Here is a 19815-nt window from a genome sequence, read left to right on the forward strand (position 1 = left end):
AGCTTATGCTGGGCTTTTTAGTTTTAACTGTCACTTGTATTTTTTGTTAGTTTTACCTAAATTGGTATCACCTACGTAAACTCATCCTATTGTTTTGCTAATTTATCGTTCTAACCTATTTATTGATCAAACAGCTGTTAGACTTCGTACGGTAATGAAAATAATAATTAGTTAGGGTGTAACTTTGAAATCTCGAATTTTATTAATCAGTACATTAAGTGCTTTACTATTTGTAACTTTACCAGCATTAAGCGCTAATGTTGTGGTACAAAAAATAACATTAGAGCGTGCTAAGCAACAAGTACAAGCAGTTGGTAATACAGAGGCAATTCATTCAGTTATGTTATACCCAGCTGTGGGTGATAAGGTGACCGCTGTATACTTTAAACCTGGCGATAAAGTAAAAAAAGGCGATATGTTACTCGAGCTCGACTCTCGCAGGCAAAAAGCCGCGCTTGATGAGGCTAAAATTAAACTTGCCGATACGCAAAGAATATTAGAGCGATTACAGCAAAGCCAGGCTAAAGGAGCTGTGCCTAAAAGTGACGTAGACGACGCTAAAACAGTTGTTGAACTTGCAAAAGTTACTTTAACTCAAGCACAAACAGAGCTTGAAGATAGAAAAGTTATTGCACCTTTAAATGGTATTATGGGGCTAACAGATGTTGAGGTTGGCGATAGAATTTCTGAGCTTACTGAAATAGCGAGTATTGATGACACGAGTGACTTGTATATAAATTTTAATGCGCCAGAATCAGCCATATTTATGCTACGCAATAAAAGTAATATAACAGTATTTCCTTGGCAGTCAGAAAGCCCAATTAACGCCCAAATTGCTTATTTAGATTCTCGAATAAATCCTCAAACTCGTACTCTTCGTGTTAAAGCAAAACTTAACAATGCGAATGAGCAGTTTTTGCCGGGTATGAGCTTTAGAGTTCATATTGAAGTATTAGGTGATAATTACGCTGCAATACCAGAAGCTGCGTTACTGTGGGGAGCAACGGGTCCTTACGTATGGACAAGTGTTGATAATAAAGCCACACGCGTTGATGTAAAAATAGAGCAACGCCTTGCAGGTCGATTACTAGTATCGGGCCCATTAAAAGAGGGTGATATTTTAGTTATTGAGGGCGTCCAACGCCTACGAGCTAAGCAAGAACTAAGCTTTAACGCAATTGATTCAGATTCGCAGGAGTAGGTATGAAACAACAACCTATGATGCAAGATTTACCATCAATGGCTATTCGTCGCCCTGTGCTTATAGTTGTACTCAACTTACTAATTATTATTGCCGGGATTGCAGCTATTGCAGGGATTGAGGTTAGGGAGCTCCCCGATGTAGATAGGCCGCGTATTACTGTTTCTGCACCATTTCCGGGTGGCTCACCAGAAACTGTAGACACTGAAGTAACCAGTAAACTAGAAGGCGCAGTAGCACGCGTAAGCGGTGTTAAATCAATACGAGCGCAAAGTGAAGAAGGAAATTCACGAATTGTCGTAGAGTTTAGGCCCGGAATTAATTTAGACGATGCAGCAAACGAAACGCGCGAATCGGTGGCACGTGTTCAACGAGATCTCCCCGAAGAAGTCGAGCGAGTATCCATTATTAAAGCCGATAACGATGCAGAAGCCGTTGTATCGTTAACCGTCTCTAGTGATAGTCTATCGCTTGAAGCACTTACTGAACGTGTTGATGTTGATTTAGCCCCGCAGTTTTTAACCATTCCAGGTGTTGCGGATGTACGCTTAAATGGTGATAGGGAACGAGTATTAAGAGTACGAATTGATCCTCTTAAACTAAGCAGCTTCAATTTAACGATTCCAGATGTTGCACAAGTACTTAGCCAAGCTCCGTTTGACGTGCCAGCAGGAAGTTTAAAATCAAACGATCAACAAATTATCGTACGGGCTGATGCTACATCAATAACACCAGAGCAAGTGGGCGACATCATAATTCAAGATGATACCCGCATTAGCGATATTGCAGCTGTTTACTTTGGTCCCGCTGATCCACGTTCTATGGTAAGACTCAACGGTAAACCTGTTATAGGCATGGAGATAATTCGTCAAGCCCAATCAAATACGATAGAAATATCTGATGAAGTGTTAAAGCTCATCAACAGCATGCAAACGCGTTTTCCTGAAATGGAATTTACCCTTACGTCTGATGATGCACAGTTTATTAGAAGCTCAGTTGATGAAGTTATTTACTCTTTATTACTTACCGTGTTGTTAGTAGTTGTAACGCTTTGGGTTTTTATCGGCTCTTGGCGTGCCACACTTGTACCTGCTTTTGCAATCCCCGTAGCGTTAATTGGCTCATTAGCACTGATTTGGGCACTTGGTTTTTCAATTAACATTTTAACTTTACTAGCCCTTGTACTTGCCACCGGTTTAATTGTAGATGATGCCATTGTAGTTAGTGAAAATATTCAGCGACAACGAGGATTAGGTTTAGGCAGACGTGCAGCTGCGGTAATAGGAACACGAGAAGTGTTTTTTGCGGTAATAGCAACAACTGCAGTACTTGCAGCTGTATTTATACCTATTGCATTTTTACCTTCAACCGCTGGGCGGCTGTTTAGAGAGTTTGGAGGTGTACTTGCAGGCGCCGTTATTATTTCAAGCTTTGTAGCTTTATCATTAGTACCAGCGCTAACTTCAAAGCTAAAACTAAAACAGGGTGGCTTTCATCCATTTGCTAAAGTAGGTCATTGGCTTGGTGGTATTTATACAAAATCAATTCACAAAGTGCTAGACCATGCATGGGTTACATTTATAGCCTGTGTATTGGTAGCGGCTGGCTCAGGCGCTTTATATACAAGTTTAGATAGCGAATTACTACCAACAGAAGATCGTGGAAAAATACGTATATTTGCACGAGGTCCTGACGGTGTAGGGTTAAACTTTATGGATAGACAAGCCATAAAAATGGAAGATATTTTATTACCTTTTATTGATAGCGGCGAAATAGAATCAATTTATACGGTAGTTGGCCAATGGGATCCAAATATAGTATTTATCACTGTGCCATTAAAGCATTGGGATGAAAGAAATTTTACTCAACAAGAAATAATCAATAAAATTCGTCAGCCCTTGGGTGATATTCCCGGTGCACCAGCATTTCCAGGCGGTGCAAATAGTTTAAATTTACGTGGTCAAGGTGGCGGTGTTGAAATAGCCTTACTAGGTCAAGATTACCTACAAATATTTAAAGCTGCGCAGCAGTTTTCAGCGGCACTTGAAAAAGCAGTACCTGAAGTTGCCCCTGTTCGTATTTCCTATCAGCCATCGCAACCGCAGCTTAGAGTTAATATAGACAGACGGCGTGCACAAGAGCTTGGTGTAGCGCTGAGCGACATAGCAATTACACTGAGAGCGGCTATTAACGGAGATGATGTTGAAGATTTAAACATAGGCGATCAATCCGTTCCTATAATGTTGCAAGCTCAAAATCAAACCATAAACGATCCGAGCGATTTAGCTAATTTATATATTAGAGCTGGCAATAACAGCTTAGTGCCATTAAGTAGTGTTGCTTATATCTCTGAAGAAGGTGTAGCAGCTGAACTTGAGCGACATGCACAGCGCCGCTCTATTGAGCTCAGTATGGAACTGCCCGAAGGATTAACTATCGCCTCTTTAGTAGATCAAATTAAGCAGGTGTCTGAGCAATCATTAGCGCCTGGTATTGCACTTGCGTTTAAAGGTGAAGCACTGACCTATGAGGAAACATCTAACGAAGTGCTTGTAACCTACGTATTGGCTTTTTTAATTGTATTTTTAGTTCTTGCTGCCCAGTTCGAAAATGTAAATAGTGCTGTCGTGGTTATGATAACCGTACCATTTGGTATTACATCTGCAATTTTGGCGCTTTATTTAACGGGGACATCGTTAAATATATACTCTCAAATCGGCTTAGTTATGCTGATTGGCTTAATCGCTAAAAACGCTATATTACTGGTTGAATTTGCCGACCAATTACGCGACCAAGGTTTATCTGTTAGAAAAGCTGTTGAGCAAGCTGCACTAGTACGTTTAAGACCCATTACAATGACTCTTATATCGACCTTGTTAGGTGCGTTACCATTAATTATGTCTACCGGTGCGGGCGCTGAAGCACGAAATGCAATTGGTTGGGTGGTGTTTGGTGGCCTAGCGCTCGCCGTATTATTTACCCTTTACCTTACACCTGTTATTTACTTAGGTTTAGCTCGCTTTACGACCCCTCGAGGCGATGAATCTAAAGAGCTCGAACAAGAGCTAGAAAAGCTAAATTAAAGTGTAATTAAAGCTAGACTCACTACTCTTTTAGCTTAAAACAGTAGTGGGTCTTAGTTATATCTTGATTGGCTATATTTGTTTGTTAAGATAGCCACCTAAGCATATACATGCCTTACTGTGTGGTCACAAGGAATCCCCTATGCAAGCCGAACAAGTTGAAATCGCACAATTTTTAGCACAACATCCTCCTTTTGATGACTTACCTCAAAAAGCGCTTAATGAGCTAGCTCAACAAGTTGAAGTTGCTTACTTTAGAGCAAAAACAGATATTTTGAGTTTTGGACAAGATATATCTGACTTGTATGTAATTAGAAGTGGTTCTGTAGAAATGTATCGCCGTAATGGCGAGCTTTATAACCGTTTGGCTACAGCAGGTATATTTGGTCAAATGGGTTTATTGATGAACCGTAAGGTACGTTTTCCTGCAACAGCTCTTGAAGATACATTAGTATACTGCATAAACGTTGAGCTATTTAATCGTTACTGTGATGAGTTTGATGCGTTTGCTGATTACTTTGAAACAGATGGTAATGTGCGTTTACATCAAGCTATTGTTGAACAAGCTGATGGCAATGACCTTACAACTGCGAAAGTGAAATCATTAATTCACCGAGATGTAGTAACCGTAGATGCAACCTCTACAATACAAGATATCGCTAAATTAATGACCGAAGAGGCGGTTTCGTCAGTTTTGGTAACCGACGTAAATAAGCCTATAAACGATGATCCTGAGGAAGATGATGGACAAGTCGTTGGCATAATAACCGATAGGGATTTACGCTCAAAAGTAGTGGCTAAAGGCCTTGCCTTTAACACACAAGCAAAAGATATTATGTCAACTAACTTAGTGCTCTTAGACGCTAATGACTATATTTTTGAAGCTGTACTTGCCATGCTTAGAGATAATTTACATCACTTGCCTGTAGTACAAAAAAAGCGCCCTATAGGGGTTATCTCTCTCTCTGACATTTTACGTTATGAATCGCAAAGTAGCTTATTGCTTGTGCGCGGTATACTTGCTCAACAAACAATTGAGGATTTGGCACATTATGCGCGCCAGTTGCCCAACGTATTTGTTCGTATGGTCAACGAAGATGCAAACTCTCACATGGTTGGCACCGCCATGGCCGTTATCGGTCGTACATTTAAACAAAGATTGCTTGTATTAGCTGAAGAAAAGTTTGGTCCACCTCCCGTTCCTTATTGTTTTATTGCCTTGGGCTCAATGGCTCGAGATGAGCAACTTATTGTAACGGATCAAGATAACGCGCTAATTTTAGATGACAGTTATGACGACGAAAAACATAACGAATATTTTCAAAATATCTCAGACTTTGTTTGTGATGGCTTAGCACAATGTGGCTATACGTATTGTGATGGAGAAATAATGGCGTCGTTCAAAAAGTGGCGTAAAACTCGCTCAGAATGGTTTGATCAATTTGCAGATTGGATAGCTCAGCCAAAACCACAAGCTTTACTTAATAGCTCTATATTTTTTGATTTAGACGGGGTATGGGGTAAAACCAAGTGGGCTAATGAACTTAAAATATTTATAGCAAAACAAAGTAAAGTAAATCGTGTATTTTTGGCTAACATGGCAGCAAATGCTCGAAATAGAACTCCACCGCTTGGCTTTTTCAAAGGCTTTGTTATGGAACATAATGGCCAACATAAGCGCTCAATGAACTTAAAACGACGAGGTACCGCACCACTTTCGGATGTTATTCGCGTGCACGCACTAGCTATAGGTTCGCGTAAACAAAACTCGTTTGAGCGTTTAGAAGATATTATTGAAGCAAAACTTTTACCGCAGGGTAAAGCGCAAGATTTACGTGATGCACTAGAGTATATAGCTATGATGCGAATTCGCCATCAAGCGTGGCAAATAGAGAAGGGCGAAGAGCCAGATAATAACTTAGATCCACATTTACTGTCTCCCTTTGAACAGCGAAACTTAAAGGAAGCATTTGCTATTTTAGAAAAAGCGCAAAGCTATTTAAAATTTAGCTACACAGCAAACTCTGGTGTGAAGTAGCCTATGAATCCGCGTAATTATAAAGCAGTTGATTGGCAAGCTAGATATAACGAGCTTGCCAACAGCACCGAAAATAAACTCTTAAAACATTTTTATGCTGGTGCTTATAATCAAGACAAAGCCGCAGTAAAAGATGTGCCCTTTGTAGCAATGGACTTTGAAACCACTGGTTTAAATAGCCAAAACGACGATATAGTGAGTGTCGGATTAGTGCCGTTTAGTTTAAAGCGTATCTATTGTAAACACAGCCGGCATTGGGTTGTACAACCTAGACGTAACCTGCATGAAGAGTCTATTTTAATCCATGGGATAACCCATTCTGAGGTAGATGACGCCCCTGACTTTAATCAAATCATTGAACCTTTACTTGAAGCGCTAAGTGGTAAAGTTGTCGTGGTGCATTACGCTGCTATAGAACGCCATTTTTTAAATAATGCGTTACTACTACGGCTTAAAGAAGGTATTGAGTTTGCACTTGTTGATACAATGGAAATAGAAAAAAGAGCACTAAAAGCAAGGCAAGGTTTATTAGGTCGAGTATTTAATACAAAACTTGGCTCGCTCAGATTAACAGATTGTCGTGCGCGTTATTCTCTACCTGCGTATCAAAACCATAATGCGTTAACAGATGCACTTGCTACAGCTGAGCTTTTACAAGCGCAACTGAGTCATCATTACCGTTTAGATACTCCAATCTCAGAATTATGGGGGTAATACTAATACGTAATAATGCTTTAATCATATTGAAGGTTAAACCTGACGTTAGCTACGTTAAAATTTATCATTTAGAGCAACTAAATAACGAATTTTTGCCTTACTATTGAGACGTTTTTTTTACCACAAAACAGATCACTTTATTAAGCGAATTGATATAACCTTAAATAGTTAAACAAAAAAGCGCCGCAATTATTGCGGCGCTTTCGTTACTAATTAAAGTATTACTACTTAAGGTATTACTTAACTGGGCGGGGCTCAGTTCGTAAACCTAAAACTAAGCTTAAACACATAAACAATAATACAATAGTGAATGGCAAGCCTGTAGAAACGGCACCTGCCTGTAGTGCTTCAATTGCTTGTGTCCCACCAATCCAAAGTAGAGCTGCTGCAATAGCGCCTTCTACCGATGCCCAAAATATACGTTGTGGAACTGGTGCATCAATTTTACCGCCAGCAGTAATTGAATCAATTACTAGTGAACCAGAGTCAGATGATGTAATAAAAAACACGAGCACTAATACAATCGCAATAAACGATAAAATATTAGATAAAGGTAATTCATCAAGCATCTGGAACATAGCTAAAGGAACTTCAGTTAAACCATTAGTACCTAGTGCGCCAACACCGTTAACGACTTGATCAATCGCAATACCGCCGTAAATCGACATCCATAAAACAGTAACTAGCGTAGGGATAAGTAACACCGCAATTAAGAATTCACGAATTGTGCGACCACGTGATACACGCGCGATAAACATACCTACAAACGGTGACCAGGAAATCCACCAAGCCCAGTAAAACACAGTCCAACCATGCATCCATGTTTCATCTTCGCGGCCATGTGGGTTACTCAATGGAATTATATTTTCAACATAACCCATAATAGTTGTCGGTACGTTACCCATTGCTACAGCAAAGCCAACTAGGCAAACAAACAATAGCAATGAGAAAGCAATTAGCATGTTTACATTACTGAGTAGTTTTACACCTCCGTCAATACCACGAACTACAGAAACAATCGCTAAAAGTGTTACACCCACAATAACCAAAATTTGAGAGCCAATTCCGCCCTCAAGACCAAATACATGGTTAATACCTGCAGAAGCTTGCTGCGCACCTAAACCTAAAGACGTTGCAAGGCCAAATAATGTAGCAAGTACAGCTAAGATATCAATGATATGACCAGGCCAACCCCACGCTTTGTCGCCTAATATAGGATAAAAAATAGAACGAATTGAAAGAGGTAAACCTTTGTTGTACGTAAAAAATGCAAGAGATAAACCAACAACAGCGTAAATAGCCCAAGGATGAAGACCCCAATGGAACATAGTCGCGCCCATTGCTAATTTTGCAGCCTCTGGTGTATTAGCGGCTACGTTAAGTGGTGTTTCGTACCAACCAGTAAAGTAAGCAACCGGTTCAGCAACGCCCCAAAACATAAGGCCGATACCCATACCTGCAGCAAATAACATAGCAAGCCATGAAATTCGAGAGTGAGAAGGTTTAGCATCATCACCACCAAGGCGAATATTCCCGTAAGGAGAAACAATAAGTGCTAAACAAAAGAGTACAAAGAAGTTGGCAGCCCACATAAATAGGGCATCAAAATTATTAATAATATCGGTCTTGATACTATCAAGCGCTGTTTTTGCAGTTTGTGGGTCGGTAACAAGTATGGCGATTAAAAAAATGACAATCAGGCCCGCACTAGTTCCAAAAACAGGGTTGTGTATATCAAACCCCCACTTTTGTACGTTGTCCTGACCTACGGTGTAGTCCGTATTGTCAATACTATATTTGTCATGATTTTCCTTCATGCAATACCTCTTTAGTTGTCCTAACAAGCCAAAATAAATTCGGCGTCATATCGAATTACATTAGCCTTTAAATATTAAGTAAAAAGTAATACCGTAATTATTTGAAGACTAACTAATTTGAAGAGTGATCATACAGCTAGTAGTGTATGAGTTAAATATTAAATGTAAATGAATTTGTATTTAAAACGCTGTTTATATAGCCAAATTAATGATTCTTCTATTTAAAAGCTAAAAAGTTCTAAATTCAGTGAACGTTAAAAATTAGTTTGCTATTAAAAGTATTAATTTACTTAGTTAAGTAAAAAAAAGATCACTTTTAAGTAACTTACTTAATGCTTAAATGCTAGGGTTTCTTGACCTTTTAGGATTAAAGTTCGATCAATTTGGGAACGATTTAATCGCTTTTAGGTTTCTAACCTAGTGGGTACGGTAACTGCTTCTGCGTTATTGTGCATGCTTAGATGCACGTAATAAAAATTAAAAAACAAGCAGTAAAGAGCAAATTCCCCTTTAGGGCTATTATAAATTTATAAGCCGATAAGCATCTTTAATCAAGTTGTAATATGAATATGATTTAACACAACACTAAGCTATATTTTATAAATAGATAGGCAAAGGGATTAATACTATTATGCGTGAATGCGTTACGAACAATACCAATCAAAACGAACTTGTTAAACGCTTTTGCAGCGTTAGAGGCGAAAGCCTAGCTATTATAGAACCTCTCACTGTAGAGGATTGCCAATTACAAGCTATGGCAGATGCCAGTCCAAGCAAATGGCATATAGCACACACAACATGGTTTTTTGAAACGTTTTTACTTAGTGTTTATTGTAAGCAGTACATTGTGTTTAACTCTCACTATAGAATGCTTTTTAATTCCTACTACAATGGGGTTGGAGAGCAATTTAAACGAGCCAACCGAGGTAGTTTATCTAGGCCTAGTTTAGATGAAGTTCTAGCTTACAGAAAGCATGTTGATAGCTGTGTAATTGAATTGCTTAATACTGAAGTTAACCCAGAAATTAAAGATATTATTGATCTTGGTTTAAACCACGAGCAACAGCACCAAGAGCTAATGCTAATGGACATCAAATATAACTTTTCAGTAAACCCATTATTTCCACAATATCAAACATCATTTTTAAATAGCCAAAACAAATCAGCAGATATTAAGCCCCTCAATTTTATAAATTTTGAGCAAGCTATTATTAACATAGGCACAAATGCCGACGATGAATTTGCATATGATAACGAGTGTCCCAAACACCAAGTATTAATTCATCCATTCAATTTTGCTAATAGATTGGTCACCAATGGTGAATATTTAGACTTTATAAATGCCAGTGGGTATAGCAATCCACAGTACTGGTTAAGCGACGGCTGGGCAAATATACAAAATAATAGTTTAACGCAACCTTTGTATTGGCATTGCATAAATAACGAGTGGTTTGAGTTTACACACTATGGATTGCAGCCTCTTAATTTAAGTGCACCAATCTGCCATGTTAGTTATTTTGAGGCCAGCGCCTATGCTAATTTTGTAAAGGCTCGCTTGCCTACAGAGTTTGAGTGGGAATATGCAGCTAAAAATACAGCTTCAACAGAGATTAATAATAAAGACCTAACACCTCAGCAAGCAAAAAATGATACTGAAATAAACCAGTTAACTGATGCGTGTTGGCAATGGACGAACAGTGCATATTTACCATACCCTGGTTTTAAGCCTATTGAAGGAGTAGCAGGGGAGTACAATGGTAAGTTTATGAATAACCAAATGGTGCTACGTGGTGGGTGTGTTTTTACCCCTCAAAACCATTTACGACAAACATATCGTAATTTTTATTACCCACATCAAGCGTGGATGTGCAGCGGGATAAGACTAGCTAAGGATATAGTATGAGCCAAGTAACAGCGATTAAGCAAAGTAACATAACCGACACTGAATTTCTAAACGACGTGATAAGCGGATTAACGCAACAACAAAAAACGCTTCCGTGTAAATATTTTTATGATGATAAAGGTGCTGCATTATTTGAGCAAATAACAACATTACAAGAGTATTACGTAACACGAACTGAGCTTTCTATATTAGAGCAACATTCTAAGTCGATTGCTCAAATGCTACCTGAAAACCTCTCTATTATAGAGCCTGGCTGTGGCTCGGGTAAAAAGGTTGCCTATTTATTAGCGCATATGGCAAACGTAAAAACCTTTGTACCGTTTGAAATCTCTGAAGAGATGCTCAGTTATTCACTTGCTCATTTGTCACCGTTATTTCCAGATTTGGCAATTTCGCCATTATTAGGAGACTTTACACATAGTCAAATGGTTAAACAGCTAACCAAAGATACCGCTTTAGATAGTCAAACAAATCTGGTGTACTTTCCGGGGTCTACTCTTGGCAATTTTGCACCTGTAAAAGCAATTGAAATTATGAATAATTTCCATCGCTTATGTGGTGTAAATGGCTATGTGCTAATTGGCATTGATTTAGTAAAAGAGCGCCAAGTGTTACTTGATGCATATAACGATAAATTAGGTATAACCGCCGTGTTTAATAAAAACTTACTAGAACGTATTAATAACGAGTTAAATGGCACATTTAACTTAGACAATTTTAGCCACGAGTCACGCTTTAACGAGCAACATAGCCGTATCGAAATGCATTTAGTAAGTAATTGTACCCAAAGCGTGATTATAAATGATCAGCAAATAGACTTTATAGAAGGTGAAAGCATTCATACGGAAAACTCTCACAAGTACACGCTTGAGTCGTTTAAGCAGCTTGCAGCGCAGGCTAATTTAAAGTTAGAGCAAACATGGCAAGACGATAGTAACTATTTTGCCTTGTGCTTATTAAGACCGCTTTAAACGTTACTTAAGTTTAGGGCGTGTTGATCTTTGATAGTTGAATTTGCAGCAATATGTTTGGTTTTTAGGCAAGGCAGAGTCTATGAAGTGTGGTTATTCCACATAAATAGGTGATAACGCAGCATAAATGCCAAACATGTGCTGCCCTTCGGGTTCTGCCTAGGGGCGATAAACTCTTTGTTGCTCGATTTTTACTTAGCCCACTAGGTTACAGACCTCGCGCCGCGATTTAATCGCCCCTAGATTGAACAAATTTCAATTCGCAAAGATCAACACGCCCTAGTAAATGACAACTTGGGCATTTTTAAACTCATAGTTTAGCAATGCGCCATTATTTGATTGCTGTATAAGCGCGGCTTTATTTAAACCATGCAGTCTAAATAGAAGAGGGGCAATAACAGATACCGCAGAGCCCGTTGCACTGTCCTCATTTACGCCAAACTGGGGGGCAAAATATCTAAAACGCGCTATGGCATTTTTCTTGTCTTTATTTTTTATACTAAGGGTAATTACTGCATTTTTGTGGAGTTTACTCAAAGCTTTAAAATCAACGTGTAAGCTTTTTAAATCGTCTCTTTCAACTTCTTTATTAAATTCTTCATTAAATAGCACCACGGTATAACCGTTTTTATCACCGGTACTGTAGGCTGTTTTTATTGCTGAGGAAAACACACTTTTTAACTCACTCGCAGCTAATTCGCTTTTTTTAGGCTCTATACTTTTTAGTAACAACTGGGCGCGTTGTTTTTTTACTCTTATAGCAAAACGCTCATTACTCATTGAAGTAAATACTTTAGGGCAATAACCTAAATAATCTATTAAAAAATTAGCGGCCGCTAAAGTGCCATGTCCGCAGCGTTTAATTTCACTTGTTTGGTTAAACCAGCGAATATTGCAATGGCGTTTAGTTATCTCATTTTGATTTAAAAATACGGTCGCAGGGTGAATTGATTGTGATGCAATATATTGCATTGTTTTTGTTGTTAACCCATTTTTATAAATAACAATTAAAGCGCTCGAGCCTTTTAAGTTATTTGCAGGGCTATAAAAAACAGATTCGGTGGAAGTGAATTCTATAAAGCGAAGCGCAAGCCATTTAGGCTTACGCTTCGCTAAACAAAGAGTATTAACCTTTGCTTGCATATGCGTCGTTATGAACGCCCGCAGCACGACCTGATGGATCGGCATTGTTTTGAAACGATGCGTCCCATGCCAGAGCTTCAGGAGTCGAACACGCTACCGACTTACCATGTGGTACACATTTAGCGGATGCATCACCAGGGAAATGTTCTTCAAAAATTGCACGATAGTAATATGCTTCTTTTGAGTCTGGTGTATTAATAGGGTATTTAAATTTCGCATTTGCAAGCTCTTGATCGCTTACTTGCTCATTTACAAACTCTTTTAACGTATCAATCCAGCTGTAGCCTACACCGTCTGAAAACTGCTCTTTTTGACGCCATAAAACTTCATCAGGTAAGTAACCTTCAAAGCCTTCACGTAAAATATGTTTTTCAATTTTGCCATCTTTACACATTTTAGCTTCAGGGTTGATACGCATAGCTACATCAACAAATTCTTTATCAAGGAACGGTACACGTGCTTCTACGCCCCATGCCGCCATTGATTTATTAGCACGTAAGCAGTCAAACATATGCAGTTTTGATACTTTACGGTTTAGCTCTTCATGAAACTCTTGTGCGTTAGGGGCTTTATGGAAGTATAAGTAGCCACCAAATAGCTCATCAGCACCTTCGCCAGATAACACCATTTTAATGCCCATCGCTTTAATTTGGCGAGCCATTAAGTACATAGGTGTAGAAGCACGAATCGTTGTTACATCGTACGTTTCAATGTGGTAAATCACTTCACGCAGTGCATCAATACCTTCTTGAATCGTAAAAATAATAGGGTGGTGAATAGTCCCAATCATGTCAGCTACTTTTTGTGCAGCCGCTAAATCAGGTGAGCCTTCAAGGCCAACTGAAAAAGAATGAAGTTTAGGCCACCATGCATCGCTTTCGTCGTTATCTTCAATACGTTTGGCAGCAAAGCGCTGGGTAATAGCAGAGATAACTGATGAGTCTAAACCACCAGAAAGTAATACGCCGTAAGGCACGTCACACATTAGCTGGCGTTTAACGGCCGCTTCTAATGCATCTTTAACGTCTTGGGCTTCTGCGCTATTATCTTTAACTGCATCAAATGTTTCCCAATCACGTTTGTAATAAGGCGTCATTTTACCATCTTTGCTGTACAGGTAATGTCCTGGAGGAAATTCTTCAATGTGCTTACAAATTGGAGAAAGTGCTTTTAGCTCAGAAGCAACGTAAAAGTTACCGTGCTCGTCGTGACCAGTGTAAAGCGGGATAATACCAATATGATCACGGCCAATTAAGTAAGCGTCATTTTCTTCGTCGTATAAACAAAATGCAAAAATGCCATTTAGGTCATCTAAAAAGTCAGGCCCTTTTTGTTTATAAAGCGCTAAAATAACTTCACAGTCTGATTGAGTTTGAAAAGTAAAATCAACGTCTAGCTCTGCTGCAAGTTCTTTATGATTATAAATCTCGCCATTAACCGCTAAAATATTTGTTTTTTCAGGATTGTATAAAGGCTGTGCACCGCTTGATACACCAACAATAGCTAAACGCTCATGCACTAAAATAGCTTTTTCAGATGCGTATACACCAGACCAATCTGGGCCACGGTGTCTAAGCAGTTTTGACATTTCAATTGCTTGGGTACGCAATTGAGTGGGATCAGATTTAATATCTAATACCCCAAAAATTGAACACATAGTAACTCCTCATTCCTATTATGTGTGCAGCAAAGCCAATTTGCTGTGCTGCGAAACCTTGTTTTATCAGAAAAAATTACTCAAGTCACATAGCTTTTACAATTAATTAAGAATAATTTATGCACCAAGTTATATGTAACCGCACCAAATTGGTTAATGAGTGGTACCTGCTGCCATTTTTACGTCGTTATTATTGTTCAAAGCTTGCGCAACCATAACTTTTAGCGCGTTAATAACAGTGTCTTCACTCATGCTTGGTGCGCCATTGTGGTGCACAGCTTGGCTTGGTAAATAAGGAATATGCACAAAGCCACCTTTCATTAAAGCGCAGTGATCATTTATGTAATGCATAAGGCCATACATAACGTGATTACACACATACGTACCTGCCGTATTCGAAATGGCAGCAGGTATATTGCTGTTGTGCAATGCTTGTAACATGCGCTTTATTGGTAAGTTTGTGAAATAGGCATCAGGGCCATTTTTTTCTATTGGTGTATCGATAGGCTGCTTGCCTGCATTGTCTTTAATGCGTGCATCGTCAACGTTTATTGCAATACGCTCAATTGATATTTCGCTGCGTCCACCGGCTTGACCTATACACAAAACAACCGCTGGATTGTGCGACTCAATGGCGTTTATAAGCTGACTGATAGACGTATTAAATTCACAGGCAAGTTCTAGTGTGCATATTTTGTGTTTCATGATGATAGTTTCATCAAGTTTTTGCACTGCTTGCCAAGAAGAATTGATAGTTTCGCTACCGAAAGGAGCAAAACCGGTTATTAATACACACGGCATAGTAGAAGTTGATTTAGTCATTAAACACCAAGCTATACATTAAAATAATAATAACGGCGAGTAAGTTAGCTGCCGTCGGAATTTGAACCTTTATTACATGGTACCTATTTTTTAAATCTAGGGCGTGTTGATTCTAGAATGTTTTTATAGGTTATTTTTAAGTGCAAGGCTCAATTGATGTAGATGCCCGTCAAGTTTCTGCTTCGCTTTTGCTGCTTCTTCAAACGTTACATATTTAAACTCAATATTATCTAAAGGTCTAAATTGCGCAAATTGATGTAAGTCGGCTTCAATAACAGTCCCTAAAAGCGGATAGCCTCCTGTGGTTTGGCCATCATTAAGGAGCACAATAGGCTCACCATTTGGTGGTAGTTGAATACTCCCAGGACTCACCCCTAGTGATGGCAAAGAGTGCGAATGCACCAAGCTATTCTTATTATTCTCAAGCCTAACGCCCATTCGGTTGCTGTTACTACTAATTTTAAATGCGGTAGATACAAAGTTGCTTAGTAAAGGCTCGCCTAATAAATTAGCATGGGGGCTTGGGTGTAATCGTATTAGTTTACGCTTAGGAGGTGCAATTGCGCCTACTTTTATAAACTCTCCATAATAAGGAGTAATAGGTATTTCATCACCAGTGGCGAGAGTTCTACCTTCAATACCACCAAAACACGCATTTAAATCTGTAGATTTAGAGCCCATAATTTCAGTACTTCGTATACCGTGTTTCACCGCCAAATAAGCTCTCAAGCCTGCTCTACCAGTAGCAAAGCTCAGTACTTGTTTGTTTTTTACTGCGTATGTCCAACCAGGGTGAATTGCTTGTCCGTCAAGGGTTGCTTGCAAATCGGCACCATGAAGCGCAATTACTGTGTCGCAGCTAAATTCCAGCTCGCACAAACCAACGGTTATTTCTAAAACAGCATCATTGTCGTTATTGTTAAGTAATCTGTTAGCAATTATTTGCGCATACGGGTCTAAGCTGCCCGCTTTGCTTACACCCAAATGGCGGTAGCCTTCACGGCCAAAATCTTGAATTGTAAGTAATACACCACTTTTAAGTACTTTAATCATGAGTTGCTTCTTTATTAACGAGCGGAACAAATTCAAGCGTATCACCTGGTTGAATTAAGCAAGGTTGTTCAGAGGTCGAATCAAACAAAGCTGTATCTGTATGGCCTATTATGTGCCAACCGCCTGGCGTATCCGCAGGGTAAATTCCGGTTTGAGAAGCACCTATCGCAACAGAACCTTTAGGGACCCTAGTACGTGGTTCATCACGCCTTGGTGTATGTAATTGCCCCTCTAAGCCGTGTAGGTAAGCAAAGCCGGGCTGAAAGCCTAAAAATAATACGTGGTACTTGGCTTTACTATGAATATTAATAACATCATCAGTGCTTAAATTATGATAGTGAGCTACGTAATTAATATCCTCACCCTTGTAGGTGGTTTTTATTAAGTGATGCTTCCCTTTAAAAGTACTACTTTTAATATCACTCCAAAGTGTAGGTAGCACTTGTAACCATTTATTTAAGTGTTTATCTGATTTTAAATAAAGAGTGAGCGAGTTCATGGCCGGCACCAAATCGGTAAATTCATCAGTGCTTTTACAGTGGCTGGTTAAAGCCCAAATTTTCTTTTGAATAGAGAGTCTATCTGTAGCGTCTAAATGCGATGCATCAAGCAGTAAACTACTGTTTGTTAATGCATAAATATGGGGAGCTGGCTTCATTAAATAAACCTATTTGTACAATATAATTTAAACGTAACACAGTTTTATTAATTTATTTACACGATTGCGACTAAGTAGTTATGTTTAGTGTTTATTTTCCCAGCTTACTTTAAGAGTATTTTTATATTCAATTAATCGTATTTAACTTATTGAGGACCAAAACTTATTACACTTCGTACTAAATAAGTAATTAGGTTGAAATGAAAATTAAGATAAGGAGGTCTTAATTAGCACGCACTTGTTTAAGAGGTACTTTATGAAACACCAGCATTTATTATATTTATCTGGCGCTGCTATTATATTTAGCGCAGGCAGCTTTGCTTTATCTATGGAAAAGGTAGAGCATAGTAATGTAGAAGCCACCATGCATGTAGAAACCATCGTACTTGGTTCTGGTTGTTTTTGGGGAGCCGAAAAACGCTACGAAGCGCTAAGTGGCGTTATTGATGCTGAGTCGGGTTATGCAGACGGCCATGGGTTTAAAGCAACGTACAGAAATATCACCGATCAGTCTCGTCGTTTTGACGAGAATAATTATGCTGAGGTTGTACAGGTTATGTATAACAGCAATATAATTTCAGCAGAAGAGCTATTAAAAAGTTATTTTGAAAGCCACGATCCAACTCAAAAAGATCGCCAAGGCAACGACATAGGTACGCAATATCGTTCAATTGTATTAACGACTTCTGATGCACAAGCTAAAGTAGCTGAGCAAGTTAAATCGCAATATCAGCAGCTTTTAACTGATGCGAGCTACGGAAAAATCGAAACGGTTATTAAACCGCTTGAAGGTTTTGTATCGGCAGAAGAATATCATCAAAATTATCTAGAAAAGAACCCTAATGGCTATTGCCCCGATCATTCTACAGGCGTAGTTTTTAATAAAACACCCGTAGAAAAAGCTGACAACAGTGATCTACTCGTAGGTAAGCAAATAGTAGTCTTAGATTCACGAGAATACTGTCCGTACTGTGAAAAATTTAAAAAAGCAGTCGCAAATGATTATAAAGGCACCATACCTATGACATTTCGACATGCTGACCAACTTGATGATTTAACCATTAAGTCAGCCACATGGGCAACGCCGACTATTTTGTTCTTAGAAAACGGAGTAGAGGTATATGGCCGTCAAGGGTACGCAACGCCTGAAGAGTTTTATAAAGCATTAGGTGCATTCAAATTAGGTAACAGTGATGCTTATAAAGTTGCATTCGATGCACGAACAGATAGGCCCTATTGCAAAGAATACAAAGAGTTTAAAAATACGCCCGATGGCACATTTGTTGATAAATTAAGTGGAGAGCCTCTATTTGATACAAGCGATAGGTTTAACTCAGGTACTGGTTGGTTGTCGTTTACTCATCCAGTAAAAAACAACGTAACACAGCATGACGATAGCAGCTGGGGCATGACACGTATTGAGCTTCGCTCTAAAAGTACAGGTATACACTTAGGGCATTTATTTCCAGGTGAAGGCCCAAGAGGGCGTGATCGCTACTGTATTAATGCAACCGTTCTTGATTTTGTACCAAGAGATAAAAGCTAAATAGCTAAATAAAAAGCCTGGTTTAAAGCCAGGCTTTTTGCATAAAACAAAATAGTTTTATCATAATCCCCGTAAATTTGTTAAAGTTTGATTGGCTTAAATCCGGCAGCAATATATTCTTTAGGTTATTAATGAATCTATTATCAAAAATAGCTAAGCAGTCAATTTATCTACCTTTTATTTTTATGTTCTTAATGACCAACGCTAAATCAGCCACTCATTATGTAGTGGGTGTTGAAAATATAGAATACCTTCCGTACTTTGACGGTAGTGGGGCTGATAACAGTGACTATTATGGCTTTAGTCAAAAATTACTTACCTTGTTTGCTCAACAGCACGATTTCAAATTTGAGTTCTACACATTACCAATTAATCGCCTCTATAAAGAATTTATTGACCACCATCATGTTGATTTTAAATACCCTGATAATCCTCAATGGAAACCAAGTTATAAAGCTTCCTTTGGTGATTTAAATGAAATTATTTATTCGCAGCCAACCGTTGTGACTAAAACGGGTATTGCGAGTTTAAATAAAAATATCACTATTGATGAATGCGTTAGTTTTGCAACGGTGAGAGGGTTTACGCCTCAAAGCTTTAAACCATTAATGAACAACGAAAACGTTGAGTTAATTGAAACCGCTAATGTAAGGGAATTGATAGAGTTGCTTTTAAAAGAGCGAGTAGAGTGCGTTTACATATCTAACGATGTATTAAATTATAATATCGTTAAATACTTTAAATTAACCCGACCCGTTTATTTTCAAAACGAACTACCGGTAGATTTACAAGCCTTTTTATTATCGTCGATTGACTACCCTGACGTGATTAAGAAATTTGATACATTCTTGCTTTCACATAAAGTGCAAATACAGGAACTGAAAAAAGAATATCAAATAAAAAATTAACTAAAAAAGCCCCGTAAGTTATAACTTACGGGGCTTTTTAAAAGGTATTAACCTGTATATAACTATATTATGTATGTGCTTAATAATAAAAACAGTTCAAGCTAAGTCACCACCTAACTTGAACCATTTTTCACACTGACAACATCTTCACACACAATATAAAGATTCTGTTTGCTACACTTAAGTAGCTTTGTATTACATATCGTGTGGTTTGAGCCAAGAATAAAAACAGTTCAAGCTAAGTCACCACCTAACTTGAACCATTTTTCACACTGACAACATCTTCACACACAATATA

The 19815-nt window shown here is 38.6% G+C and carries 14 protein-coding genes and 1 pseudogene; 8 read left to right on the top strand and 7 right to left on the bottom strand.

Annotation, left to right across the window (positions count from 1 at the left end):
- Positions 1-184 precede the first annotated feature (184 nt).
- The 4 genes from WNY79_RS08075 (at position 185) to WNY79_RS08090 (ending at position 7036) form a co-directional block, all read left to right on the top strand.
- Positions 185-1201, top strand: a complete 1017-nt coding sequence (locus WNY79_RS08075) for an efflux RND transporter periplasmic adaptor subunit (protein ID WP_076923980.1) — start codon at positions 185-187, stop codon at positions 1199-1201.
- Between the two features lie 2 nt (positions 1202-1203).
- The gene (locus tag WNY79_RS08080; protein ID WP_342875596.1) at positions 1204-4284 is read left to right on the top strand and encodes an efflux RND transporter permease subunit; all 3081 of its coding nucleotides are present in this window, start codon (positions 1204-1206) and stop codon (positions 4282-4284) included.
- Positions 4285-4426: 142 nt separating this feature from the next.
- Positions 4427-6322 (top strand): DUF294 nucleotidyltransferase-like domain-containing protein, encoded by a 1896-nt coding sequence (locus tag WNY79_RS08085; protein ID WP_170070962.1) that lies wholly within the window; start codon positions 4427-4429, stop codon positions 6320-6322.
- A gap of 3 nt (positions 6323-6325) precedes the next feature.
- Positions 6326-7036, top strand: a complete 711-nt coding sequence (locus WNY79_RS08090; protein WP_342875597.1) for a 3'-5' exonuclease — start codon at positions 6326-6328, stop codon at positions 7034-7036.
- A gap of 239 nt (positions 7037-7275) precedes the next feature.
- On the opposite strand, the gene WNY79_RS08095 is transcribed toward WNY79_RS08090, so the two are convergent.
- The gene (locus WNY79_RS08095; protein WP_076923984.1) at positions 7276-8856 is read right to left on the bottom strand and encodes a BCCT family transporter; all 1581 of its coding nucleotides are present in this window, start codon (positions 8854-8856) and stop codon (positions 7276-7278) included.
- Between the two features lie 631 nt (positions 8857-9487).
- Between WNY79_RS08095 and egtB the strand changes: the two genes are divergently transcribed.
- The gene (gene egtB / locus WNY79_RS08100; protein WP_342875598.1) at positions 9488-10759 is read left to right on the top strand and encodes an ergothioneine biosynthesis protein EgtB; all 1272 of its coding nucleotides are present in this window, start codon (positions 9488-9490) and stop codon (positions 10757-10759) included.
- Entirely contained in the window at positions 10756-11730 is a 975-nt protein-coding gene (gene egtD / locus WNY79_RS08105; protein ID WP_342875599.1) for an L-histidine N(alpha)-methyltransferase, read from the top strand. The genes egtB and egtD overlap by 4 nt, the downstream gene beginning before the upstream one ends.
- A 279-nt stretch (positions 11731-12009) precedes the next feature.
- Here egtD and WNY79_RS08110 read toward each other — a convergent pair whose 3' ends face one another.
- The 6 genes and pseudogenes from WNY79_RS08110 to pxpB all read right to left on the bottom strand — a co-directional run bounded on the left by WNY79_RS08110 (position 12010) and on the right by pxpB (position 17063).
- The gene (locus WNY79_RS08110; RefSeq protein ID WP_342875600.1) at positions 12010-12873 is read right to left on the bottom strand and encodes a PhzF family phenazine biosynthesis protein; all 864 of its coding nucleotides are present in this window, start codon (positions 12871-12873) and stop codon (positions 12010-12012) included.
- Positions 12857-14530, bottom strand: a complete 1674-nt coding sequence (gene asnB / locus WNY79_RS08115) for an asparagine synthase B (protein WP_024598933.1) — start codon at positions 14528-14530, stop codon at positions 12857-12859. Before asnB ends, WNY79_RS08110 begins: the two co-directional genes overlap by 17 nt.
- A gap of 153 nt (positions 14531-14683) precedes the next feature.
- Positions 14684-15352, bottom strand: a complete 669-nt coding sequence (pcp, locus tag WNY79_RS08120; protein ID WP_294113544.1) for a pyroglutamyl-peptidase I — start codon at positions 15350-15352, stop codon at positions 14684-14686.
- Positions 15345-15452 (bottom strand): annotated as a pseudogene (locus tag WNY79_RS08125) (DUF979 family protein); the annotation flags it as partial. The pseudogene WNY79_RS08125 and the gene pcp, both read right to left, overlap by 8 nt.
- Before the next feature lie 23 nt (positions 15453-15475).
- Positions 15476-16405 (bottom strand): biotin-dependent carboxyltransferase family protein, encoded by a 930-nt coding sequence (locus tag WNY79_RS08130; RefSeq protein ID WP_342875601.1) that lies wholly within the window; start codon positions 16403-16405, stop codon positions 15476-15478.
- Positions 16398-17063, bottom strand: a complete 666-nt coding sequence (gene pxpB / locus WNY79_RS08135) for a 5-oxoprolinase subunit PxpB (RefSeq protein ID WP_342875602.1) — start codon at positions 17061-17063, stop codon at positions 16398-16400. Before pxpB ends, WNY79_RS08130 begins: the two co-directional genes overlap by 8 nt.
- A gap of 256 nt (positions 17064-17319) precedes the next feature.
- On the opposite strand from pxpB, the gene msrA reads away from it, so the two are divergent.
- Entirely contained in the window at positions 17320-18609 is a 1290-nt protein-coding gene (gene msrA, locus WNY79_RS08140; protein ID WP_342875603.1) for a peptide-methionine (S)-S-oxide reductase MsrA, read from the top strand.
- Positions 18610-18740: 131 nt separating this feature from the next.
- Entirely contained in the window at positions 18741-19517 is a 777-nt protein-coding gene (locus tag WNY79_RS08145) for an amino acid ABC transporter substrate-binding protein (RefSeq protein WP_342875604.1), read from the top strand.
- The last annotated feature ends 298 nt before the right edge of the window (positions 19518-19815 follow it).

It is taken from the genome of Pseudoalteromonas sp. AS84 (genome assembly GCF_038900255.1).
Lineage (GTDB): Bacteria > Pseudomonadota > Gammaproteobacteria > Enterobacterales > Alteromonadaceae > Pseudoalteromonas.